This is a genomic window from Ruegeria sp. YTSC230 (assembly GCF_059609665.1).
The window spans coordinates 1-23,033 of record NZ_JBXWMC010000017.1 but is presented as its reverse complement, the minus strand read 5'-3'; the positions used below and the strand labels follow the sequence as shown (position 1 = coordinate 23,033).

The 23,033-nt window shown below is 55.8% G+C and carries 20 protein-coding genes and 1 tRNA gene; 13 read left to right on the top strand and 8 right to left on the bottom strand.

The window, feature by feature from the left end; all coding sequences use genetic code 11:
* Positions 1–165: 165 nt before the first annotated feature.
* From AC2FD9_RS22490 to AC2FD9_RS22480, 3 genes are read left to right on the top strand one after another with little or no spacing between them, the layout of a single operon-like run.
* The gene (locus AC2FD9_RS22490; protein ID WP_282121253.1) at positions 166–2,091 is read left to right on the top strand and encodes a DUF3604 domain-containing protein; all 1,926 of its coding nucleotides are present in this window, start codon (positions 166–168) and stop codon (positions 2,089–2,091) included.
* Between the two features lie 10 nt (positions 2,092–2,101).
* Complete coding sequence (locus AC2FD9_RS22485) at positions 2,102–2,485, top strand: DUF4345 domain-containing protein (protein ID WP_282121252.1); 384 nt, start codon at positions 2,102–2,104, stop codon at positions 2,483–2,485.
* Positions 2,472–3,356 (top strand): DUF302 domain-containing protein, encoded by an 885-nt coding sequence (locus AC2FD9_RS22480; RefSeq protein ID WP_496838877.1) that lies wholly within the window; start codon positions 2,472–2,474, stop codon positions 3,354–3,356. The genes AC2FD9_RS22485 and AC2FD9_RS22480 overlap by 14 nt, the downstream gene beginning before the upstream one ends.
* 206 nt (positions 3,357–3,562) lie before the next feature.
* On the opposite strand, the gene AC2FD9_RS22475 is transcribed toward AC2FD9_RS22480, so the two are convergent.
* The 6 genes from AC2FD9_RS22475 to AC2FD9_RS22450 form a co-directional block, all read right to left on the bottom strand.
* Positions 3,563–5,407 (bottom strand): adenylate/guanylate cyclase domain-containing protein, encoded by a 1,845-nt coding sequence (locus tag AC2FD9_RS22475; RefSeq protein ID WP_496726985.1) that lies wholly within the window; start codon positions 5,405–5,407, stop codon positions 3,563–3,565.
* Between the two features lie 225 nt (positions 5,408–5,632).
* Positions 5,633–7,279: an adenylate/guanylate cyclase domain-containing protein gene (locus AC2FD9_RS22470; protein WP_496838876.1), complete on the bottom strand. Its 1,647-nt coding sequence runs from the start codon at positions 7,277–7,279 to the stop codon at positions 5,633–5,635.
* A 348-nt stretch (positions 7,280–7,627) separates the two neighbouring features.
* On the bottom strand, positions 7,628–9,130 hold the full coding sequence (locus tag AC2FD9_RS22465) for a tripartite tricarboxylate transporter permease (RefSeq protein ID WP_496838875.1): 1,503 nt from the start codon (positions 9,128–9,130) through the stop codon (positions 7,628–7,630).
* 1 nt (position 9,131) lies between these two features.
* A complete protein-coding gene (locus AC2FD9_RS22460) occupies positions 9,132–9,581 on the bottom strand; it encodes a tripartite tricarboxylate transporter TctB family protein (RefSeq protein ID WP_496838874.1) in 450 nt (149 codons plus the stop codon).
* Between the two features lie 3 nt (positions 9,582–9,584).
* Positions 9,585–10,535 (bottom strand): tripartite tricarboxylate transporter substrate binding protein, encoded by a 951-nt coding sequence (locus tag AC2FD9_RS22455; protein WP_496838873.1) that lies wholly within the window; start codon positions 10,533–10,535, stop codon positions 9,585–9,587.
* 25 nt (positions 10,536–10,560) lie between these two features.
* Positions 10,561–11,292: a GntR family transcriptional regulator gene (locus AC2FD9_RS22450; protein WP_496838872.1), complete on the bottom strand. Its 732-nt coding sequence runs from the start codon at positions 11,290–11,292 to the stop codon at positions 10,561–10,563.
* Between the two features lie 80 nt (positions 11,293–11,372).
* Here AC2FD9_RS22450 and AC2FD9_RS22445 point away from each other — a divergent pair, with 80 nt between their 5' ends.
* A complete protein-coding gene (locus AC2FD9_RS22445) occupies positions 11,373–12,152 on the top strand; it encodes an amidohydrolase family protein (protein ID WP_496838871.1) in 780 nt (259 codons plus the stop codon).
* 509 nt (positions 12,153–12,661) lie between these two features.
* Here AC2FD9_RS22445 and AC2FD9_RS22440 read toward each other — a convergent pair.
* A complete protein-coding gene (locus AC2FD9_RS22440) occupies positions 12,662–13,279 on the bottom strand; it encodes a helix-turn-helix domain-containing protein (RefSeq protein ID WP_233493339.1) in 618 nt (205 codons plus the stop codon).
* Between the two features lie 102 nt (positions 13,280–13,381).
* On the opposite strand from AC2FD9_RS22440, the gene AC2FD9_RS22435 reads away from it, so the two are divergent.
* From AC2FD9_RS22435 to AC2FD9_RS22395, 9 genes are all read left to right on the top strand, one after another.
* Positions 13,382–14,572 (top strand): LLM class flavin-dependent oxidoreductase, encoded by a 1,191-nt coding sequence (locus AC2FD9_RS22435; protein ID WP_282119689.1) that lies wholly within the window; start codon positions 13,382–13,384, stop codon positions 14,570–14,572.
* Positions 14,565–15,242, top strand: coding sequence for a glutathione S-transferase family protein (locus tag AC2FD9_RS22430; protein WP_058271313.1), 678 nt, complete (start codon positions 14,565–14,567; stop codon positions 15,240–15,242). The genes AC2FD9_RS22435 and AC2FD9_RS22430 overlap by 8 nt, the downstream gene beginning before the upstream one ends.
* The gene (locus AC2FD9_RS22425; protein WP_496838870.1) at positions 15,242–15,724 is read left to right on the top strand and encodes a flavin reductase family protein; all 483 of its coding nucleotides are present in this window, start codon (positions 15,242–15,244) and stop codon (positions 15,722–15,724) included. Before AC2FD9_RS22430 ends, AC2FD9_RS22425 begins: the two co-directional genes overlap by 1 nt.
* Positions 15,721–16,617, top strand: coding sequence for an alpha/beta hydrolase (locus AC2FD9_RS22420; RefSeq protein ID WP_282119690.1), 897 nt, complete (start codon positions 15,721–15,723; stop codon positions 16,615–16,617). The genes AC2FD9_RS22425 and AC2FD9_RS22420 overlap by 4 nt, the downstream gene beginning before the upstream one ends.
* Positions 16,614–16,988 carry a nuclear transport factor 2 family protein gene (locus AC2FD9_RS22415; protein ID WP_496838869.1) on the top strand — a complete coding sequence of 125 codons (375 nt, stop codon included), beginning with the start codon at positions 16,614–16,616 and terminating at the stop codon, positions 16,986–16,988. Before AC2FD9_RS22420 ends, AC2FD9_RS22415 begins: the two co-directional genes overlap by 4 nt.
* Before the next feature lie 1,196 nt (positions 16,989–18,184).
* Complete coding sequence (locus tag AC2FD9_RS22410; protein WP_282121522.1) at positions 18,185–18,397, top strand: helix-turn-helix domain-containing protein; 213 nt, start codon at positions 18,185–18,187, stop codon at positions 18,395–18,397.
* A gap of 169 nt (positions 18,398–18,566) precedes the next feature.
* Positions 18,567–20,258, top strand: coding sequence for a tyrosine-type recombinase/integrase (locus AC2FD9_RS22405; RefSeq protein WP_496838868.1), 1,692 nt, complete (start codon positions 18,567–18,569; stop codon positions 20,256–20,258).
* Complete coding sequence (locus AC2FD9_RS22400; protein WP_496838867.1) at positions 20,245–21,357, top strand: tyrosine-type recombinase/integrase; 1,113 nt, start codon at positions 20,245–20,247, stop codon at positions 21,355–21,357. The genes AC2FD9_RS22405 and AC2FD9_RS22400 overlap by 14 nt, the downstream gene beginning before the upstream one ends.
* On the top strand, positions 21,354–23,000 hold the full coding sequence (locus AC2FD9_RS22395; RefSeq protein WP_282121525.1) for a recombinase family protein: 1,647 nt from the start codon (positions 21,354–21,356) through the stop codon (positions 22,998–23,000). The genes AC2FD9_RS22400 and AC2FD9_RS22395 overlap by 4 nt, the downstream gene beginning before the upstream one ends.
* Here the strand turns inward: AC2FD9_RS22395 and AC2FD9_RS22390 are convergent.
* Positions 22,957–23,033: transfer RNA gene (locus AC2FD9_RS22390), tRNA-Met, on the bottom strand. The genes AC2FD9_RS22395 and AC2FD9_RS22390 overlap by 44 nt on opposite strands.

The following is a 23,033-nucleotide window of genomic DNA, read 5'->3' as shown; positions in this document are numbered from 1 at the left end:
GGTTATTCGCCGCGCCTGCGTCGGAAGTCTGAGTTGCGGACAAAACAGAAATCCTAAAACATATACTTTTGGATAGCGAGCGAGACCTTTCATCTCTTGATGCCAGCGTTGCATTGCGGGTAGGCTTTTTGATATTTTGCTGATGCAGCGTTTTGGGAGATCATGATGTTCAGACTAATTTCGCTAGCCCTTCTGGCAGTTACCATTTCTCCGAGCTTTGCTATTAGTCAGGATATTGGACCCGCGGAAGAAGACGTTTCGGGGCCACCACAAAACTATTCCCCGTTCATCGAACGCACAGTTAAAAATCGTGGCCTCGCAGAGGGCCTTTATTGGGGCGACACCCACCTGCATACGATGTTTTCGACAGATGCAGGAATGATTGGAAATACACTCACGCCGGTTGATGCCTATCGGTTTGCAATGGGTGAAGAAGTGATCACTTCGTCAGGTCAGAGACTGCGTATTGACCGCCCTCTCGATTTTCTAGTGGTGTCTGATCATGCTGAAAACCTCGGCTTGCCAGTGATGCTAGCGGAGGCAAATAGAGATCTGCTCGCGACTGAATACGGACAGCGGTTGTATGACCTCGTCCAAGCCGGTGAAGGCTATGCGGCTTTCCAACTTTGGGGCAATGATGGTGTGGCGCAGAACCGCGACATTATCGACAATCCTAAACTCGACCGTACTATTTGGGACCGGCAGATCGAACTCGCGGATCAGTATAACGACCCGGGGAATTTCACTGCGTTCATTGGGTTTGAGTGGACGTCTATCAATAATCTGGAAAAGCCATCCAACCTTCATCGTGTGGTGCTCTTCAAAGAGGACGGCCGCAAAGCCAGCCAAGTGACGCCGTTTTCCGCGTATGACAGCCCCGATCCGGAAGATTTGTGGGCCTACATGCAAGGTTACGAAGACCTGACAGGAGGCTCCGTCATGGCGATCCCGCACAATGGCAACCTGTCCAACGGTCTTATGTTTGCTACTGAGCGTTTAAACGGAGAACCGATTGACGCGGAGTATGCAGAAACGCGTATGCGGTGGGAGCCTATCATCGAAGTGACCCAAATCAAAGGCGATGGAGAGGCTCACCCTGCATTGTCACCGGATGATGAGTTCGCCGACTACGGGACCTGGGACAAAGGCGATATCGGCGGATTTAATCCAAAAATGCCTGAGATGCTGCCTTATGAGTATGCACGGTCAGCGTTGCAGGTCGGCATGCAACAAGAACAGAAACTTGGCATCAATCCATTCAAATTTGGCCAGATTGGAGCTACCGACGCGCATACCGCAGTGTCCACGACACGGGATGATAACTTCTGGGGGAAGATGCCATCGTCTGAACCTTCACCCGATCGGTGGAAGCATTATGTGATCCAATCTTTTAATGGTGACGAAACGCTGTCTACATTCGAATATGAGGCTCTCGCTTCCGGTCTCGCTGGGGTTTGGGCGCGGGAGAATACGCGTTCGGCCATCTTTGATGCCATGCAGGCAAAGGAAGTATATGCAACTACAGGCACCCGGATAGCAGTCCGTTTCTTTGGGGGATGGGATTTCGAAGGCGCAGACGTATTCCGTCCAAATGTCGTCGACATCGGTTATTCCCGCGGCGTTCCCATGGGAGGAGATCTTCCGCCGCAGGGTGAGGCAACCGCTCCGGTGTTCATGCTCGGCGCATTAAAGGATGTGAGCGCGGCCAATCTCGATCGCGTGCAGATCATCAAGGGCTGGATCGACGCGGAAGGGGCAAGGCAAGAACGCATCTATGATGTTGCCGTCTCGGATGGACGCGAAATTGGTGAGGACGGGCGCGCTCGGCAACCTGTTGGGTCTACAGTGGACGAGGTAAACGCGACCTATACGAACGCCATCGGAGCCGCCGAACTGCGAGGTGTGTGGACTGACCCCGACTTTGATCCTGCTCTTCCAGCGTATTACTACGCACGCGTTCTCGAAATACCAACGCCAACTTGGCAGGCACATGACGAGAAGTTCTATGGGATGAAGATGGACGCTGATGTTCCGCGTTCGCATCAGGAGCGGGCATATACGTCACCTATCTGGTACACACCAGAGCAGTAGGAAGACGAAAATGACTGACCGTACACTGCTACTCCTTGCAGCACTTGGCCTGGTGCCGATAGCACTATCATACGGGCTCTTACCGTCAGTGACTGTATCATACTTGCTCGGCTTCCCAGTGGAAGGAACGAACCAAGCGCATGTTTTCCGAGCCATCATGGGGCTGTATCTGGCAAACGCCGTTTTTTGGCTGATGGCAGCAGGAAAACCGGAGTTGCAGCGGCCCGCGCTCTGGGTGCTTTTTCTGTTTATGGTGGGCCTTGCTGCCGGGCGCGCGCTGAGCATTATAGTGGATGGCATGCCAGGGCTCGTTTTATTGTTCTATCTTGTGGCCGAATTGGTATTCGGCGTGTTGGCCTTTGTTGCGTTGCGAAGAAATGATGAAGTTAATTGAGGTTGTTATGACTGTAGTTCGAACCGCGCATCGTTCGTTTGCGGGAATATCTCTAATATTTGCTACCGCAATGATGGCGCAGGCGTCATCCGTGCAAGAAGCGGTGGACGAAAATCTTACGTCGGTTGAGGTCGCCATCGAGGAGGCTGGATTAGCTTCCATCGCCTCGATTGACCACGCTCGGCTCGCGGCTGCCGAGGGTGTAGAGATGCCGCCCTCGCGTGTTCAGATTTTTTCGGACCCTGAAATCAACACATCCATTCTGAAAGAAAACATACGAGCGGGGCTCGACTTACCATTCCGTGTTCTGTCTTACGCACAAGATGGTACTGCTAAAGTTGTTCATACAGGTTCGGATTTTCTTGAAGTCCGCCATGGGCTCAGCGACAAGCCCGCACTCGATATGTTCTCGCAAAGACTAGCAGACGTAACGCGAGCCGCCGACGGCGATGCAGCACCAATAGATGGGCTCAGTAACGACTATGGTGTCATCGAGTTGACCTCCGCACTAAGTGTTGCCGAGGCGGTTGAAAACCTCACCAACATCGTGATGGCGCAAGACGATACTGTCTGGTTCGGTGAAATTGACTTTGCAGAAGAAGCTGCAACGCAGGGTGTGGAACTGCCCGAAGCAGTACTTTTGCTCTTCGGCGGACCTGGGCCTGGTGGTATGGCGATGGCCAAGTTCCCAGCAATCGGCCTTGATGCATTTTGCCAAAAGTTGCTGGTTTATGCGGGCGATGACGGTGGCTCTGTCGTGATTTTCAATGATATTGCTGCCTTTGCCGAGCTTCATTATGGCTCATCAGCCAAACCGCACCACGCGCTGAATGAAAGGCTTACAGCCACTTTTGAGAAAGCCCTTCAATAAAGCAGAACGCGCTTCACAAAGCCGATGTGATTGCAGCAGTGCTGAACTGGTATTTCTTTCAAAACTGAGGTCCGATTTGGGCTCGAAGCAGCCGTCCGCCGCACTCTGCTTGAACGACTGCTCTGCGGACAAAGACGCCGTTCGCCGCCAGGCGGCATCTAGCGCTGAAAAAAGATCTGCGCAAGTCGATCGATTTAGCTACTTGACTAGTAATCTTCGGAGACGCCGGCAGATCGAAGCGCATCAGCCAATCTGTCCCAATCGCTATCATTTTTGAAACGCCACCGGGTTTTGTAAATGTGAATGCGCTCTCCAAGCCTCCAGATTTCCCGCATCTCAGCCTCAACGGAACGACCAAGCATGGAAAGAGTTGCGACATTGAACATCAGCGCATCCCGCGAAGAAGGTTCTCTCGAACGCGCTACCTCCAAGACAGGCGCTGCTTCCTCATAGCGCTCAAGAGAAAACAGAATGCCGCCTTTTAACGTCAGGTAGTACGTCGGGTAAATTCGGTTCGCAGCGATGGCTTTCTCAATGTCTGTAAGTGCCGCATTCGTTTCACCATTGAGCAGGCGGGCCAAAGCGCGTGTGTATAGAGCGTCAGCTGAGTTCGGTTCAACCTCCAAGGCGTTGACGGCTTGCTGAAACATTTCATTGGTTTTGCCGTCGACACGCATAATTTGCGCCGTCACCAGGTAAGCGAGTGCGGTAGGGTTTTGTTTCGCTAACTTGAGTGTCTCTTCCGAAGACCTTTTGAGAAACCGGCGCTCCAGTTCGGTTTGGTATCCAAATTCTGCGTGCCAGTAGTTTTGCCAAGCTTCAAAGTAAATCAGAGCCAGAAGCGCATATGCTCGCCCGTAGTCGGGATCAAGTTTCGTAGCGACCTCAAGATAAGGTACAGCCTCAGCGAAACTCTGCGCTGTGCCAGTGTCGTATAGATGCAGAGCTTGAAGGTATGCATCAAAAGCAAGAGGGTTTTGGGTGCCACCAATTTCGCTTCTGGCAACTTGCTGGACGTCGAGCTCCACCGGCAGAGAAGACACTACTCGATTGACGACCCGATCCTGAAAAGCGAGAACATTTTCTGTTTCGCCATCAAACCTTTCTGCCCATATTTCCCCTCCTGTCGTGCCATCCACCAGCGTCAGGTTAATGCGGATCGTGTCTTCGACTTTCCTTACGTTTCCGGACAAAATGTAGCGTACGCCCAAATCTTGGCTGATTTGCATGGGCTCAGCGCTCGTAGATTTGTAACTGTAGGCGCTCGCGCGTGACATAACGAACAACTCTGGAAGTTGGGATAGATCGGTCGTGATGTCATGCGTCAGTCCGTCAGCAAAATAGTCTTGTCCCTGGAGCGACCCGGTGTCACTGAACGGCATCACGACAATCGACGTGCGACCATTGTACAAATCGTTTTCAGTTTGACGGCTCGGAAAGCTTGTAACCGCGAACCATGTCCCGACCAAAAGCAGACCCAAACCGAGCGCATACACACCAAGCCTCAGGCGCCTGCTTGGCTTGCCCAATGGCTCGACGGCTACGTTTGCGTCTCCAAAACCGTCAACGCTGATATGATAGATCTCTACCGGCTCAAGTATGTTTTTTAGCTGCTTTTTGCCTCCCGAGACGAAGCGGACGGGCAGTTGTTTCTGCAATAGTTTGCAAGCAACATCAGATACAACGATGCCTCCCGGAGCGGCGAACGCTTCAAGACGGGAAACAACGTTCATACCATCTCCAAACAAGTCACCTTCGTCAGCAACGACATCACCAATATGCACAGCCATCCGGTAGCTGATTTGGTCTCCTTCCGCAATTTCGGCCTGCGAGTTGAGGATCGTCCTTTGCAGTTCAATCGCGCAATTCGCCGCGGCAAACACTGAAGGAAATTCAGCGAGAAAGCCGTCACCTGTCGTCTTTATTATCCTTCCGTGATGCAGATCGAGCGCGGGCTTGATTATTGACTTCGTGATTGTCTTTTGTCGATGTAGAACACCGACCTCGTCGCGTTCGATCAAGCGACTGAACCCGACTATATCTGCGGCCATAATTGCGGTTATGCGTCTTTCCATCGCCCGTCCCTGGGAACTTCCGCGTCACATCATGGTCTGTGTTGAACGACACTTGGTCAAGCATTTAGGTTTTGCTGGTTCTTCGAAGATCAGTGACCGCTTCGGGCTCAGTGCAGTCGTTCGCTGCACTCTGTCTGAACGACCGCTGAGCGGACTTAGCGGACGGTCGCCCGGATATTTCTGTGATGGAACGCTTTAGCTTTAGGCACTTGGTTTCAGCTTATCTAACACCCAGCGAAAGTCAGGCGGCAGGACCGGTGGCTTTGTGGTCATCATCGGGTTCTGTGACAGCTTTTTCGCAGCGTTTAGGCTTGACTCACCCTGTTCAGGAAGTCGCATTTCGGTCAACGCCATCGCTCGGAGTTTCAGATGACCAGCTTCATTTGGGCGTAAGTCATAGGCGGCTGACGCGTCCTGAGCTGCCCCTTCATAGTTTCCGCCGCAGTACCTCGCGACACCACGCATAAACAGCCGATATGGTTGCAGCGGATCCTGCTCCCCACGCTCCACGAGGCGCGAAAAAGCGAGATCCGCCCCCGCGAAGTCAGACTCTCGCAGTAAAATCTGGCCCTCAAGTTCGTGGTTCTCTAAATAGGCAGGGTTCAACTGCCTACTGCGTTTCAGGTCAGCGCGGGCACCGAAGACATCCTCTTGCGCCGCAAGACGGAAATTTCCGCGAACCCAAATGACGTAGTCGCTCTTGGGTATTTGCATTACGGCAGTGCTTAAGTCCTCCGCACATCTTTTCTGAATGTCCTCAGGCATAGTCTCGTACCGCGCGCCATACAGCATGAGTTGTGCTTCCACGCGCATGCAAAGCGACATTCCATCCAGCGGATTGAGCGAGATCGCACGTTGCATCAGTGAAAGCCCTTCTTCCCAGCTTTCTATCGTGACCTTATAAAACTCGTTTGCTGCACGTGCGCGAAGCTCGGATATACTTAGGTCCTCGACAGGGATGCCGACAAGTCGATCACCATCGAAAGCATTGGTTTGCAGGCGCAAATCGCCCTCAGCCTGTTCCAGAACATTGTCGCAGAATGCGAATACATCATCCGTCAGAGCCTCATATGTCTGCGACCAGACAGGCCTTGCGTCGGTACGTGAGATCAGCGTGACGGTTAGCCTACCGCGCTCTCCCGCGATCCTAACTCGCCCGCGCAAATCATAGGTCGCTTCGTCTACTGTCTTTGCAGATGCATCAAAAACAGAAACACCTTTCCTCCGTGATATCCGCACGAGCAACTGGTCTCGAAGATCACCCGCAAGCGCTTCGGTCTCAGCATCAAGCGGCGCATATTCAAAGGCTTGGACAGCGATAGAGGGCACATCACCCGACTTACCTTTCGCACCCGGTGCAGGTCGCCATTGGAAAAGCCGCACAGGCAGCGAGATATTCTTTAGGTTAAATGCGCCGGCGTCGCTAAGTACCGCAGCCTTTTCAGTCGATAGCTGGCGGCAAAAATCTTCAGACACCATCACGCCACCGGGCGGCGCTTCCGTCTGGATACGTTGCGTGATGTTTACACCAGTGCCATAAAAGTCGTCGTCATCTTCGATAATTTCACCCAGATGGCACCCAATCCTTAGCTTTATGGTGGGGTGGTTATAAAGATTGGTTTGTACTTTAACGGCACTGTCCAAGGCAGCACTGATCGAGGAAAAAGAGACAATCCAGCCGTCGCCCATGCGTTTGAGAATTTCTCCGCCAAAGTCCGAAAGCACCGGCTCTAGTTGGTGATGCTTGAGTTCACGCACCGCGTCTATTGCAGCTTCCTGATTGGCGTTCATCATGGATGAGTACCCGACCATGTCGACGATCATCAGGGTTGTTATTCGCGAACGCATCGTAGCCCTCCAGTGTTGAGCTTAACGAAACGGCTCGAACCAACAAGCGATTAACAACGGGCATTAGTCAAACACGGTCTGAAAGCACTGATTTTCTGCTGTCGCAACAATGTCAAGAATGGGCTCGGCGCCGTCGTTCCGGGCCCTGTAGTCTAACAACCGCTTCGAACAGCCGAATGTCCGAGCATCGGGCCGCACCGCTGAAAGCGTTGCATTTTCTGTGTTTCGGGAATGGCTGCTTCCCGACCGAGGTTCAAGCTCGGCCCGCTGCGCTGCCGCAAGACCGCTTCGAGCCCAAAGCGTCGATTGCCGCGTTCTGTACGAACGGCGGCTTGCAAGTTGCGCGACTTAATTTTTGCTTTGCGATATCTGCCGTTTTTGCCGTAGTGCTTTGAAGATCGGCCACAGGATCACAAGCACGGTTGCAATCGCCAGGACTGCGGAGATCGGGCGTGTCACCAGTTCGGTTGCATCACCCCGACTGATCAACAGAGCCCGTCGCACGCTTTGTTCGGCCATCGGGCCAAGGATCATGCCGAGGATAATAGGGGCAAGAGGGACGTTGACCTTTTCGAGGAAATACCCGGCAATACCCGCCAGCAGCATGATCCACAGATCCACCGGGCGCCCATTGATCACATAGACGCCCACGCACATCAGGATCAGGATCGAGGGCACCAGCAGAACGCCTGGCAGGCGCTGAAACTGGGCAAAGACGCGGGTAGCCAGTGCGCCACCGAGGCAGAGGATCAGAAGCGAGGTCAGCAACATCTCCATCATGAAGCCGCCGACCAGAACAGGGCTTTGCTGGAACAGTTGCGGACCCGGTTGCAGCCCGTGGATCACCAGTGCACTTAGCACCAGCGCCGCCACGACATTTCCAGGGATGCCCAGAGCCAGAGCCGGGATCATCGACGCTGCGTTGTCGGCATTGTTGCCGCATTCGGCGGCGGCGACGCCCTTTGGATTGCCTTTGCCAAAGCTGTCGGGGTCCTTATCGGCATTTTTGGCGGTATTGTAGCTTAGGAACGCCGCGATGTTGCCGCCTGCGCCGGGCAGGATGCCTACAGAGATACCGATGCCCGAAGCCCGGATCCAAGTCGGGATCAGGCCCTGCAGTTCACCCTTTTTGAAGGGCACGGCCTGCAGCTTGAGCGCAGCGGCTGACAGGCCTTTGAAGTCGCTTTTCTCGGCCAGTTGCAGCACCGGTGGCAGGGCGTAGAGCCCCACCAGCACCACGATCAAAGGCATTCCGCCCAAAAGCCAGGTTTGGTCAAAGGTATACCGCGCCTGACCCGACAGATTGTCCAAGCCGATAGCCCCGATCCAAAGTCCCAACAAGGCCGCCATCAAGCCCTTAATCGGATCAGAGCCGACCATGACACCCACGGACGCCATGCCGAAAACCGCAATCCAGAAATACTCCGCCGGACCAAACAGCAGTGTCACCTTCGCCAAAAGCGGGCCGATTGTCATCAGGGCAACCGCAGATACGATGCCGCCAATGGCCGAAGAATAGCAGGCAACTTTCAACGCTTTCGCGGCCTCGCCCTTTTCGGCCATGGGAAAGCCGTCAAATGTTGTAGCGATTGATGCGGGCGTGCCCGGAATGCGCAACAGGATCGACGGGATCGCCCCGCCATACATCGAGCCGTTATAGATACCTGCCACCATGCCAAGGGCGACCAGCGGGTCCATCGAATAGGTCAACGGCAAAAGCAGTGCGATGGCCATCACCGGGTTCAGGCCGGGGAGAGCACCGATAAAAACACCAAGTATGGTCGCGCCGATCATGGCAACGATTGGGCCGAAGGTCAGAACTCCGGTCAGAGCATTTATGTAGAAATCCACTTCAGCCTCCCGTGCCAAACAGGCTTAAAATCGCCTCGCGCGGAAGAGGCCGTTCCAGAAAGACCGAGAACACGAGGTAAACGATCGCGGTAAAGATCGCACCCACCAAGAGCGCGTAGACATGGCGGCGGAAACCCAGAGCAAAGGGCAGAGCCAGCATCAGAAGAAAGGAAGACGTAAAAAATCCAAGTGGCACCACCAATGCGACGTAGATCACTCCAACGCCGATGGCGGTGAAAAGTTTGGCGGGCGCGTCGACAAGGACGCGCTCGGCCGTGTCATTTGACCGTATCGCTTTGAATGCAACAAGCGCACCGGTCAGCGCCAGCAAGAGACCCAGAACCAGAGGGTAGTTGCCACTTGCGCCGGTATAGGCCATGGCGCCCCAGGCGGCGGCCAGACCAAAAGCGACAAAGATGGCTCCCAGTGCTATGTCCTGCTGACGCTCCATGGATCAGAGCCCCAGCGCTTTGGAAACTTCGGCGAGCCCGTCATATTCATCCTGCAGACGCTTGCCGAGATCATCGCCTTTCACGACGTTTGGAATCTCGCCTTTGGTGGCCAGAAACTCGATATAGCCCGGATCATTGACAGCAGCTTCGATGACGTCGGCAAGTTGCGCAACAATGGCAGGGTCCATACCCTTGGGGCCAAGGATCGCGCGCCACAACAGGGTTTCCTTATCCGCCATGCCCAATGAGGCAAGCCCTGAGGCGCCGGGCAGCGCAGCCACGTCAGCAGCAGAGGTTACGATCGGGCATACTGCCGTCCCAGCCTCGACATGAGGCAATATGGTCGAGATCGATCCGCCGTAGATATCCACGTGCCCGCCAAGGAAGTTCTGCATCGATTCCTTGGCGCCGCCAAAGGGAATGGCAACAGCGTCGATGTCTTTGGCCTGAAATATCCGTTCCGCAGCAAGCTGCATGGTCCCGCCGATGCCGTCATTGGCATAGGTGTATTTGCCGGGGTTCGCGGCCAGTTCTTCTAAAAACGCCTCGCCGGTCGTGCCGGGGAAGTCCGCCTTAACGCAAAGCGTATAAGCCGTTTCTGATGTCGACGCGATCGGCGTGAAGCTGTCCAGCGAATAGGCTACATTCTGCACCTGAGGCACTGTGGTTAGCGGGCTGTTCCAGGTCGCAAACAAAGAGTAGCCATCGGGCTTGGCCTGCATGAACTGCGTCGCGCCAACCGCGCCACCGCTACCCGAAACATTCAGTACCGCAATGGATTGACCCAGTGCCTCTTCCAGCAGGATGGCCAGTTTGCGGGCGCTGGTATCGGTGCCGCCGCCAGCACCTGCCGGGATAGTCAGCTCAAGTGCCCGTTCCGGGTATTCAGCCAGTACCGGCGTCGCCAGTGCGGTGCATGCGGCCAGACCGACCAGAGTCATTTTGATGTTCATGATGTTCCTCCCAGGATCAATGGATTTACGAGATTTCACTGCGGTACCGAAACCGCTCGGCGTTGCCATGGGCGATGCGCCATTCGACGGGTTTGCCTTCGATGTCGAAAGCTGTGCGCCGGATTATGGCCAACGGATCGTCTTCGTTCAGTCTTAGCTGCGCTGCCACCGCAGCCGTCGCCCTGCCAAAGCCAAGCTCATCGGTCGCGCGTTTCACAAGTACGCCGAAGCGCTCGAAGTAAAGCGGATAGAGCAGCGGGCCAAAGTCTGACTCAGATAGCTCTTCAAACCCGGCGAATGTCTGCGTCGGGATAAATATCTCTTCAAACAGTACTGGTTCATCCGACAGGCTGCGCAAACGGACAATCTTGATGACATCACGGGTCCCAAGCGCCTCGGTGGCTTCGTCCGGGGCCTGAACGCGGCTGCGCAGGATCAGGTGACTGGATGGGATGGAGAGTTGTGATCCATCAATCTGGCGCAACTGAAAAAACCGGAACAGCGTCGCGTCAAACGAGGGCGCGCGCACGAAGGTGCCCGATCCCTGACGACGCTCCAGAAGGCCCTCTTGTACCAACCCGTCAACGCCCTTTCGCACGGTGCCGACAGACAGGCCATATTCCTTGGCCAGCTTCGCCTCGGATGGAAGGGCTTGATCAGACGTCCATTCGCCATTGGCGATGCGTGCCGCAAGTGTGTCCCGTAACCGCGCATAGGCCGGAAGCCGATCATCCGTTGATGCAAAACCAGTTGCCATAACATTCCTCCCGCGCTTAGGGTAAGCCGGAATAATACATTCAGTCAACCAGTCATATATATGACTTGAAGGAGCCCTGTGTGATTCACTTCGACTGTCATGCACATGTGTACGAAAAGATGTCCGCAATACCCGGTGCGCGCTATGTGCCGGAAAAGCCGGCGCCCCTTGCAACCTGGAAAAAACACCTTGAGAGTCATGGTCTTATGGGTGGCGTGATTGTTCAGGTCAGTTTTCTTGGTACGGACAATTCAGAACTTTGCGCGGCGCTTGGCAAGCTCGACCGGAGTCGCTTCGCAGGTGTCGGAGTTGTGGCGCCTAGCGTTGATGACGACGAACTCGACCGATTGGTCTCAGCGGGAATCAGGGGGATTCGCTGGAACTTAGTGCGCGGTGCGGAGATCCCGGATCTGACCTCGCCGCTCATACAAGCGCTCTTTCAAAAAATGCGCCAAAGGAACCTGCATCTGGAGGTCCATCTTGAAGGACCGCGCTTGGCACCACATCTGGAGGGGCTGTGCGATCAGGGCATAAACCTGGTCATAGATCACTTTGGTCTTCCCTCTGAACCCGCGCCTGAAGATGATCCGCTGATAGGCGCGGTAAACGCGCTGAGCGATCGCAGTCGACTGTATTTCAAATTCTCTGCGCATTACCGAACGACATTTGATCTAAGGCCACATGCGGATGCACTGTTGGATGTTCTGCAGGACAACCATGTCGTCTGGGGAAGTGATTGGCCTCACACCCAGCATGAGGCGCATATTCAATATGCACAAAACTACGGTGCCGTTATTCCGGCAGAAAGGGTTTCGGACACTGCAGCAGCTAAAGCCCTGTACAGCATCGTTGCGATTTAGTTGACCAAGCAATTGCACGAAAGCGGGCGTTCTTCCTATCGGGGCGAATGGGCGCTTTGTCCGCGTAGCAGTCGTTCATGCCGAGTGCGGCGAATGACTGATCCGAGCCCAAACTTACCAATGCTGCATGTGTCCTTAAGGTCAGCTCCTCGCAGGAAGAGGACTTTGAAAAGTCTGCCAAACTGTCAATTCTGGCCCGCTCCTACCGTTCATTGGGACACTCGAACGCTGTATTGCGGCCCGCCAAACCAGACTTTCGTTGCGCGCGCGTAGTCCGAGTTTTTTAGAGAGGCAGAGGTTGTGCAAAAAATGGGTTATCCTTTTCTACCAACCAAACAACTGTCTCGTCGTGAATCTGTCCTGCCAGATTAGGATGTTAGACAGTGCCGCAGTTATTTGTAGCATTGTATTACAAGCAACACTGTCAAAACGGAAAAGGAAATAACGGGGTCGTTTTTGATCTGCCACACACAAAAGCACTTCATGCATTTGCAGTAGCAGACCAACAGTCACCACGTGATACGGATCGGCGACATCGCCCAGACCATTGTGGCTTCTTTCTCAGTCTTGTTGCGAAAGCGGTGGGCGATCATGGATGGATAGGAAAAGCTGTCTCCTTCACGCAATGAAATGACCTCGCTGCCGAGACGTAGCTCAACTTCGCCGCTAAGGACGATGGCGTGTTGTTCACCTTCAAATGAATACCCTTCCAGTGGCTCGGGTGGTTCTCCTGCGCCGGGGCGGAACCGTGATAGGATCAAGTAACAATGGCCGGACAAGGAGCTTGAAAGCAATTCGTCCTCAAAGCCTAATTCATCAGTTGAGCGCGTATACATCGCGGACAGCGCCCTACGGTTCTCGCGGCGCACGACGTGCTTTCGCTCCAGCGGTCCGTCGCCCTCCTGTTTGGGAAAGAACCAGCCCGGGTCAACCGCAAGCGCATCGCTGATTTCGCCAAGCAGGTCGTCCGACACCTTAGCTGTCCCAAGCTCAATCCGGCTGAGATAGGCTTTGGAACACAACACCACTTCGGACAAGTGCTGTAGGGTCAGCCCACGTGCTTTGCGCACTTCGCGAATTTCACTTCCGAGCCTTTGGGCGTCGGTCTGAGACACGTCATTTTTCATGACTTCAGAATAAATGATTTCAGTTGACTTTTCGAGCGTAAATCAACTTAGTTGAAAATGAGATGAAAAATCAACTGATCTTCTACCGGCCGGGAGAACGTTATGCGCTATGATTTGATTGCCAATTTTAGCCCTGGTGAGACGATTCCCTGGGCGCGCACGCTGGAAATGATCCTCGAACAGTGTTCGCTGGCCGAGCAGGCAGGTTTCACAACTGCTTGGTTCACCGAGCATCATTTTGCCCATAACGGTTACATGAATGCGCCGCCCAACCCGATCCAGATGGGGACTCACGTAGCTGCGCATTGCAAAAAACTCCGGGTCGGAACAGCCCCCATCATCCTGTCCGATTGGCACCCCCTGCGCGTGGCTGAAGATGCCGCGATGCTTGATAACATGACCCAAGGCCGGTTTGATTTCGGCGTGGCCAAGGGCATCAATGAACGCTCAACCATCCAGTTCAACGCAGATGCGGATCGGCGCGACAATGCCAAGGTGATGCGGCTGTATCAGGAGAGTCTTGAGATCATCCTGAAAGCCTGGACCAATGAGGCCTTCACCCATTACGGCGAATTCTATCAGTTCCCTGTGCCCGGCTGGAAAGAGACCAACCGGTTCTTTGACCCTCTGGACCCGCGTTATCACGATGAAGATGGCGAATACAAAGCGATGTATGTGCATCCGCGCCCCTATTCCAATCCTCATCCGCCGGTCTGGCTGATGTCGAACGCACCACCCACGTTCAAATTGGCGGGGGAGCGCGGTTGGGGTGTGATCTCGATGGCAGCTGGCCCCAAGGCGACGCTGGCCTGTTGGGAACCCTATCGCCAAGCCCTGTCGCAACGCGAAGGGCGTGAGGTGAAGCTTGGCGAAGGTGTTGGTGTCTGCACGGCTTTTTATGTTGGTGAAAGCATGGAAGAAGCGGTGAACACGATCCGTGGCCCGATCAATGCCTATTACGAATTCCTCGGCGGGTCGCGTCCCAAGGGGGAATGGACCAAGCACGGCTATCTGGATGTCGGCGAAGAAATGTCTTCCGAAGATGAGGACATGGATTGGTTCGATTTCCTCAACAAACGCGGGATCATCGTGGTGGGCGACGCCGAATATGTCGCGGATCGGTTTGCAGAGCGGCAGGAAACCATCGGCCTAGATCACCTTATGCTGATGCAGCAATATACCGGCGTACCATATGAGAAAATCCTGGCCAGTTGGCATCGTCTGTTCGAGCATGTTGTGCCCCGGTTCGGCACGCAGTCCATCGCCCAGAAAAGGATGCTGGAGCATGCTTGAGATTTGGGGGCGCCCCTATTCATCGAACGTCATTCCCGTGATTTGGACGGCGAATGAGCTGGGGCTGGACTACACGCTGCAACTGGCCGGGGGCAGCTTTGGCAAGCTCGACACCGAGATGTATTTGCAGATCAATCCCAACAGAATGATCCCAGCGATCCGCGACGGGGATTTTGCGCTGTGGGAAAGCCTTGCCATCGTGCGCTACCTCTGTGACCGGTACGGCGCAGGAACGCTCAGCCCATCCGACATTCAGACCCGAGCGATAGCGGATCAATGGATGGAGTGGTCGGCCAGCCGCGCCTTTGGGCCTGTCATCTACCTGTTCTTTGCAACCGTGCGCACTCAACCTGATCAGCGTGACCCGGAAAAGATCGCCAAGCTGCGCGATGAAGCGCATGAAGCCCTGACCATTCTGAATCAGCACCTCGCGGATAAGGCCTATGTCTGCGGCGACAGCTTTACCATGGCGGATATTCCCCTGGGGTGCGTGGCCTATCGCTATTTCAACGTCGAGGTCGCCCGCCCGCCCTTGCCGAACGTCGAGGCCTGGTATCAGCGGCTGGCGGAACGTCCCGCCTATCAAGATCACGTCATGCGTCATTTCGGGACCAACCCCGATGAATGGGCTGCGCTGGAAAAAGCCTGCTCCAGCGAAGGGGCTCTATGATGGACGTCCGGGACTATCGCCGTGCCCTTGGCGCCTTTCCGACGGGTGTTACCATCGTCGCCACCTATGACGCGGACGGTGAACCGTGGGGCCTGACCGCCAATTCGTTCACCTCGGTCTCGTTAGAGCCGCCGGTGATTTCGGTTTGTGTTGCAAAGTCAGGCCGGGTCTTCCCAACGCTGTCGCAATCGGATCATTTCGCGGTCAATATCCTATCGGCCGAACAGAAGGACCTTGCGATGCATTTCGCCAGCGACGTCGAAAACCGCTTTACCGATACTGAATGGACCCCGGGAACCGCGACCCCCTTGATCCCCGGCGCCACAGCGCAATTAGAGTGCACGGTTCATAGCAGGGTCGACGCAGACGATCATGAGATTCTCTTGGGCCGCGTCATCAACTACGCCCACGTGCCCGTTCCGCCACTTGTCTTTTGCCGCGGCACGTTCTTCTCCGCGCCCCAACCCGAGGCTTCGTCATGAGCGATCACCTGACCTATCACACCCGCTTCAGCGCTGATGAATTCGACGCACAATACAACCTGCGGGCCGGACGACCGGACTATGAAGTCACTGTCATTCCGAGTTGGAGCAGCAACAGCGAGTCGGCGCGCGCCTCTACCGATTGCAGTCTCGATATCCGTTATGGAGAAGGCGAAAAACAAAAGCTGGATGTCTTCCGTTGTCAGGATGCGGATGCGCCGACGCTGGTTTATGTGCATGGCGGCTACTGGCAGCGCGGCGACAAATCGGTTTACAGCTTCATTGCACCGCCCTTTGTCGCGTCGGGTATCAATACTGTTGTCATTGGCTATGACCTGTGCCCATCGGTAACCATCACGCGAATTTCCGAAGAAATCCGCGAAGCGATGGCCTTTATCTGGCGCAACGCGCGCGATTTTGGCATCAATCCAGACCGTATCACCGTGATGGGCCACTCGGCTGGCGGCCATATCACCCAGATGATGCTGGCGACCAATTGGCCTGCTTTCAGAGCGGATCTTCCAGCAGACCTGATCAAATCCGGCATCCCGGTTTCACCGCTCAGCTACCTCGAACCGGTGCGTCTGACTGAGGCGCTCAATTCCGGCATCCGGTTGACTCCGGAAGAGGCCGAGGCCGAAAGCCCGATGACCAACCATCCTCCGGTTACAAATGCACCGCAGCTGGTCGTTGTTGGTGGCGCGGAAACGGATGAATTCCACCGACAGGCACGGATGTATGTCGAAAAATTTGGGACGGCAGACCGCAAGGTCGGCCTCTACATCGTCCCGGACGCCGATCACTTTGACGAATTGAACGTGCTTGTCGACCAGGCAAGCCCGTTCTTCAAACACACTTGCGATATGCTTCATGGAAAAGGACCGCAATCATGACCGCTTTGACCCGAGCCCTCGTCGACGCTGTCGGCGACGCGTTTAACGCTAACGACATCGATGCAGTGATGAAGCATTTCGCAGACGACGCCACATTTGACCACGCCGTCGGCCCGGACGAACATGGCATGCGGCTGGAAGGCGCCGAAAAGATCCGCGGTGCATTTTCTGCGCTGTTCGAAAAAGTCGAAAACGTGCATTGGGAAACCCTGGACTGCGCGATCTCGGGCAATAAAGCCTACTGCGAATACCGCCGCACCGCGACGCATAAGGATGGCTCGAAAGAAGAGTTTCTGAGCGCCGACATCCTGACCTACCGTGATGGGCTGATAGTCCACAAGGACACCTATTACAAGCAACGGACAAGTTGATCGCTTATCCCCTGATGCGGCCAGACCTTCGACAGGCTTGTTGGTGGGGCGCGTCGTCGCTTAGGTAAGCCCGACCACGGGTGACACTTTCGTAGCCTGCGCAACCAATGCGCGCTTTGGGCCTGTTCATTGTCGTGCGGCATCAGTTGTTTCGGCCTCTGAACCTATTTCAGGGGGCCGTGCAGTAATATTGCAATCAGCAAGCCAGACGCCTGTCAATCACGATTCGTATCGTTCGTCCCTTTCACGGCGACGCGCACTTCCCGCCAATTCTGTTCTTCTTCAACAAGCACGCTCCTTGTTCAAATTTTCCAATGTACGCTTTGAGGAATGCCAGAGTTTTTTCCCGCAAAGCAGCGAATTCACACTTTTCGCCCTTCCGCTTTTTGCCGCGGAAGCGATGCGCGCAAAACGGTCTTTCGTTGTAAAATTGCGAATGGCTGCTCAGTCCGCAACTCGGACATCGGCGTCTAAAAACTCGCTGCGCTTTTCATCAACGGCAGCTTTTCTTTCTGCACTGCGGCTAAGGGTTGCGGGTGATCGTTTGGCTGCACCAGTCCACATCCGGATTTTACTCTAACGACTTTGACTTCAATTCCGTTGTCTAACTGATTTTGAAATGACCTCAGTATTTCAGGCACTCATCACTGCAGACGCTCCATCACCGCTCCAAACGACATACACAACCTATAATTGCAAATTATCCGACACATCCGTGAATTAACCATTTAGAGAAAACTTTCTGCTATTGTTCATTCGCGGACTACGTTGGCCGCAATCTCAGATCGAGTTGCTTGCGCATGCCGCGCGAGTTATTCCTCGTCGCTGAGGTTCATTTAATCAACCAGCCGCGTCGGCTGGGCCGTAGGGAGCACCTTTCCGGAGCACTCGCTGGCGTTGAACGGGACCGGACAACCGGTTTCTCGTCTGTTGTGGAGCTGAAGCCCGCAGCATGGCAGTTGTTCATCGTCACGAGCGGTTCTTCGAGAAGGATCGGCATGGTGACCTGTGCTCCTAATCAATCCGGGTGCAAGACACCCGAACTCCCCATTCACCACGAATTGGTTACTCTAGTTCGTCTCTTGGCGCGGGAAGCGGCACGAGCGAATTTTGCGGCGCGTGACGCTGCGGAGACTGACCATGCCTGATCTGCATTTCAAACCTACGCCATCCCACAACCTCAAGGAGATATAGAAATGAAAGCACCAATTTCGACGAGACGTGCCCGTCTATGGACTATTGCCGAGACTGCGGAGTTTTTAGGAGTCTGCGAAAAGACTGTTCGCCGCAGAATCACTGCCGGAGACCTGCGTGCCAGCAAGGTTGGAGTGCAGTGGCGCATCCGCCCTGAGGACATTGAAGCCTACTTAGTGAGCGCGGGAAACCTGATGTCCATTCGTGTCCATTAATGACCTGTTATGTATCAGCTTTTTTAAATTTCGTGAAACCGTACCCAACCATTTTACCGAGGAATGGTATGCTACAGTTTCCCGAAAGTCCGGCCCTGACCACCATTGTCCAAGGGTGGTTTGTCGGGACCGACCCGACGGTCCCGAATATCACGAAAGGAGTTACCTGATGAACCAGCATACCGAGATTGCTGCACCGGCGTTGACCTTTACTGAGGTCCTGCAAGCAGTCGAGAGCGCTACGGGCCTTAGTGACACACGGCGGCGCGATCTGCTTTCCGACGTCGCAACGGTCGCGCGCTGGCTCGACCGGTCTCCTGCCTCCGTCAACACCGACGCCGCAAGTCTCCGTCCTCTTCTTGCAGGCTTGCAGCATGTTCAGATCGGCGTCTCAGCCAAACGCCTGCGGAATGCGATCTCGAACCTCACGGCCGCAATCAAGATAGCAACCATGGCTCCGAGCGCCCGTCGCCGGACACCGTTTCGTACGCCCGCGTGGAAGGCCCGGCTGGCATCCTGCGCGAAAGACTGGGACAGCCACCGCCTCGCCGGGCTGGCCACGTTTTGTTCAGAACGCGGCATTGAGGAGGGCGACGTCAACGACGCCGTCGTCTTGGCCTACCGCGACCATCTCGACCAGGAGAACCTGCGCAAAGACCCTGACAAGGCGTGCAAAATGACCGTTCAGACCTGGAACAGGCTCATCGACCAGGGAACGGCACCGCTCCTTCATCGGCTCACCCCATCTCGCTCGGACAAGAATTGGTCGATCCCTCTCTCGGAGTTCCCTGAAGCGCTTCAGGCCGACCTTGAGCGATGGCTCGAGCGACTGGCGACCGTCGACCTGCTCTCTGAGGGCGGCCCGCCGAAGGCGTTGCGCCCGCAATCGATCAGCAACGTGCGGGTGCAGGTCCGCCACGCGGCATCGGCACTTGTCCTGAGCGGACTGCCCAAAGAAGACATCCAGTCCCTTTCCGTTCTCGCCGAACTGCAACACTTCCGGACGATCCTCCGTTTCTTCCTCGATCGCAATGGCGGCGAGCCGACCACCTGGCTGCACGGCTTGGTGAGCAAACTGGTCGCGATCGCACGTTATCATGTCAAGCTTCCCACCGAAGAGCTTGACCCGCTAGTGGCAATGAAAGCGCGTATGAAGGTTTCCCGAGATGGCCTCACCGAAAAAAACAAGGCCCGCCTCGGTCAGTTTGAGGACCTGCGAAACGTGGAGCTCCTCGTGCAACTCCCGCCGTCCGTCGCCGCGCGGGCCCAAGGTCGGGCCGAACCGTCGCGATGGGACGCACTCGATGTAATGTACGCCCTTGCGGTGGACATCCTACTCGCCGTTCCTATGCGCCGGAGCAACCTGGCGGCCATAGATGTCGACCGTCACATCGTGTGGCGTGGACACGGCGCCGGACGGTACGCTGCGCTTATGATCCCTGGGAACGAGGTCAAAAACGGCGTGGCGATCGAGGGCGACCTTCCGAAAGAAACGAGCCGCCTCCTTCGGATCTACCTGGATCGCTATCGCCACCTCGTCAGTGGTAATCCTGGTTATTGGTTGTTCCCCAAAGCCTCGGGCAGCGGGTGTCGTGCATCGGGCGGGTTGGCGACACAGGTGTCACAGTTCATCCGGCGGGAAATTGGCCTGGAGATGAACGCGCATCTTTTTCGTCACCTCGCTGGCATGCTCTACCTGATGCGTTACCCCGGCCAATACGAAGTCGTCCGGCGCATGCTCGGCCACAAGTCCGTGGATACCACCATTAGTTTCTACACCAGCATGGAGAGCAAGTGGGCGCTCAAACGATACGATGAAACAGTCCTGTCTCATTGGAGAAATAACGATGACCCTCGCTAGAAGCAGCCCGATGGAACTCAAGCAACCGGAGTGGCCGTCGGGGGATCAGAAAGCCTGGGAAGTGCTTTTTACCAAAGGAGACATTCTCGACGGCCATGGGCCACTGTCACATTGGCGGCAAACGACGCGTCGCAAGTGCGCGCAAAGCTACGGCTATTGGTTGGCCTTTCTGGCGCAAGAAGGACATCTCGTAGATACAACGTGCCCGGCAAATCGGACCACACCCGAAGCGGTTGAAGCGTTTGTCGAAACGACCCTGTGCCGGTGCTCGGTAGAGACAACCCATATGCGGCTGGCTGAACTCACCAAGATCGTGCGGGCGATGTCGCCAATGACCGATTGGTCTTGGCTCGAGAACGCCGAAAGAAACCTGCGCCAGAGGTGCCGCCACGGCGAGCTCAAACGACGAGCAGTTGTTACTGCCCGGGAACTGTATGACTGGGGGCTCAGGCGGATACGGGCAGTCGACGCTGACGTGACCCTGTCGGTGAAAGAACGCGCAGTGGGATACCGCCAGGGTCTTGTCGTCGCACTGCTCATCGCCAGACCGCTCAGGTTGAGAACGTTCCTCAATCTTCGTCTTGACCACAATCTCGTGGAGACCGGCGGCCAATTCACCCTGTCACTCGCAGCGGAAGACATGAAGGACAACAAGGCGCGGGATTTTCCTTTGCCTCCAGGACTGGACCGTGCGATGGCCCGCTACCTGTCGCATTACCGCCAAATCCTGCTTGACGGGGCGCAGTCCGACGCCCTTTGGATCACCAAGGATGGTCGGGCGTTTTCGTCGCCCGGGTTCGTTGGGTGCCTAGCCAAGCTTACTCTGCGGGAATTCGGAGAGACGCTGCGACCCCACGCATTCCGTCACATCGCCGCAACTTCAGTCGCCATTGACGATCCGGAACACGTTGCCATCATAGCCACCATTCTGGGTCATTCGACGCTCAACACGTCGGAAGCCTACTACAACCGCGCCCGGTCCATCGAAGCGACAAGTGCTTATCAGGGCGTCGTGCGGGACCTCCGCAAGTCCCAGGCCAGGCAAATACGCCGACCGGGATCGCGACGGCCCCGATTGAATACGGAGCAGACATCATGACCCGAGCCGCAATCTATGCACGTTACTCTTCGGACTTGCAGAAGGAGGCATCGATCGGGGACCAAGTACAGCTATGCCGCTCTCATGCCGAGGCCGGTGGGATCGATGTCGTGGAAGTTTTCACCGACCACGCAATAAGTGGTGGTCACCTGAAGACCCGCTCCGGCGCAATGTCGCTGATGGACCGAGCCCGAGAAGGTGCTTTTGATGTGGTTCTGGTCGAAAGCCTCGACCGACTTAGCCGTGATCAGGAGGACATAGCCGCCATCTTCAAACGCCTCACCCATGCCGGTGTCGCCATCCGCACGGTCACTGAAGGGGAGATCAATGAGCTTCACATCGGCCTCAAAGGGACCATGAATGCGCTCTTTCTGAAGGACCTTGCCGTTAAGACTAGGCGGGGACAAGCGGGCCAGGTTTTGGCCGGAAAAATCCCGGGAGGGAACTCCTACGGGTACCGCATTGTACGCGAACTGAAATCCGACGGAACCGTGACGACGGGGGACCGGGCGATCGACGAAACCCAGGCGCAGATCGTTCGTCGGATTTTTACTGCCTACGCGTCAGGTCAACCCCCCAGACGCATCGCAGCCGAACTCAACAGGGAGGGCGTCCTGGGACCGCGCGGCGGTCCATGGAACGCGTCGACAATCAATGGTAGCCGCCAGCGCCGTAACGGGATACTCAACAACGAACTCTATCTTGGCCGCATCGTCTATAATCGCCAACGCTTCGCGAAAGATCCTGAGTCGGGCAAACGCGTCTCGCGTCCCAACCCCGAACAGGAATGGCTGCGCAAAGATGTCCCGCATCTCCGGATCATTGACGACGCAACATGGGAGCGGGTGCAGTCCATCAAGGCACGCTACGCGTCCCAGGCGGGCAACAAGCGCCAGACGAAAAAGCGGCTTCTCTCGGGGCTTGTGCGGTGTGGCAGCTGCGGTGGATCGATGACCATCGTCAATCGTGAGCGATATTCTTGCTCGGCCCGACGCGAGCGGGGGACCTGCACCAGCCCCGCCGGTATCGCCGCCACTGCCCTTGAGGACCGGGTCCTTAACGGGTTGCGTTCGATCCTGATCGGAAATGCCGCGCTCATCGACGAATTTGCCAAGGCGTTTCGCGCCGAACTCGACCGTCTCCGCAAGACCCGTGGCAGCCGAGGAGCCGAGTTGCAAAGCGAACTCGCGAAGGTTGAGCGCGGCATCCAGCGCTGTCTCGACTTCATCGTGGAAGGTGAAGGGGACCCGCGTTCGGTGGCCACGACGCTGAAAGACCTCGAGGCCCGAAAGACGGTGCTCGATGCCGACTTGAGGAAAGTTGCCGATAACACCAATGTCGATATCCACCCGAATGTGGGCGAACTGTATCGCCGCAAGGTCGGAGAACTTCAGGCGTTTCTTGCAGACGAGACCACGCGGGCCGAGGCGATGGAAGGGATTCGCGAGTTGATCGAACGTATTGAAGTTCATCCGGGCGTTAAGCGGGGGCAACCTGAGGTCATTCTGGTCGGCGCATTGGCGTCGCTGCTCGATTTTGCCTGCGCAGAAACGACAACCGCCGCCAACGGAGGCTCCGTTGACGGCGGTAGGGTCTTAATGGTTGCGGGAGTAGGATTTGAACCTACGACCTTCAGGTTATGAGCCTGACGAGCTACCGGGCTGCTCCATCCCGCG

Bases quoted from the DNA above. Each gene is read 5' to 3' on its own strand.
- AC2FD9_RS22405 (WP_496838868.1), top strand. From the start codon at position 18,567: ATGAACCAGCATACCGAGATTGCTGCACCGGCGTTGACCTTTACTGAG.
- AC2FD9_RS22450 (WP_496838872.1), bottom strand. From the start codon at position 11,292: ATGGCAACTGGTTTTGCATCAACGGATGATCGGCTTCCGGCCTATGCG.
- AC2FD9_RS22400 (WP_496838867.1), top strand. From the start codon at position 20,245: ATGACCCTCGCTAGAAGCAGCCCGATGGAACTCAAGCAACCGGAGTGG.
- AC2FD9_RS22440 (WP_233493339.1), bottom strand. From the start codon at position 13,279: ATGAAAAATGACGTGTCTCAGACCGACGCCCAAAGGCTCGGAAGTGAA.
- AC2FD9_RS22485 (WP_282121252.1), top strand. From the start codon at position 2,102: ATGACTGACCGTACACTGCTACTCCTTGCAGCACTTGGCCTGGTGCCG.
- AC2FD9_RS22430 (WP_058271313.1), top strand. From the start codon at position 14,565: ATGCTTGAGATTTGGGGGCGCCCCTATTCATCGAACGTCATTCCCGTG.
- AC2FD9_RS22455 (WP_496838873.1), bottom strand. From the start codon at position 10,535: ATGAACATCAAAATGACTCTGGTCGGTCTGGCCGCATGCACCGCACTG.
- AC2FD9_RS22395 (WP_282121525.1), top strand. From the start codon at position 21,354: ATGACCCGAGCCGCAATCTATGCACGTTACTCTTCGGACTTGCAGAAG.
- AC2FD9_RS22420 (WP_282119690.1), top strand. From the start codon at position 15,721: ATGAGCGATCACCTGACCTATCACACCCGCTTCAGCGCTGATGAATTC.
- AC2FD9_RS22435 (WP_282119689.1), top strand. From the start codon at position 13,382: ATGCGCTATGATTTGATTGCCAATTTTAGCCCTGGTGAGACGATTCCC.
- AC2FD9_RS22415 (WP_496838869.1), top strand. From the start codon at position 16,614: ATGACCGCTTTGACCCGAGCCCTCGTCGACGCTGTCGGCGACGCGTTT.
- AC2FD9_RS22480 (WP_496838877.1), top strand. From the start codon at position 2,472: ATGAAGTTAATTGAGGTTGTTATGACTGTAGTTCGAACCGCGCATCGT.
- AC2FD9_RS22460 (WP_496838874.1), bottom strand. From the start codon at position 9,581: ATGGAGCGTCAGCAGGACATAGCACTGGGAGCCATCTTTGTCGCTTTT.
- AC2FD9_RS22425 (WP_496838870.1), top strand. From the start codon at position 15,242: ATGGACGTCCGGGACTATCGCCGTGCCCTTGGCGCCTTTCCGACGGGT.
- AC2FD9_RS22475 (WP_496726985.1), bottom strand. From the start codon at position 5,407: ATGGCCGCAGATATAGTCGGGTTCAGTCGCTTGATCGAACGCGACGAG.
- AC2FD9_RS22410 (WP_282121522.1), top strand. From the start codon at position 18,185: ATGAAAGCACCAATTTCGACGAGACGTGCCCGTCTATGGACTATTGCC.
- AC2FD9_RS22470 (WP_496838876.1), bottom strand. From the start codon at position 7,279: ATGCGTTCGCGAATAACAACCCTGATGATCGTCGACATGGTCGGGTAC.
- AC2FD9_RS22490 (WP_282121253.1), top strand. From the start codon at position 166: ATGTTCAGACTAATTTCGCTAGCCCTTCTGGCAGTTACCATTTCTCCG.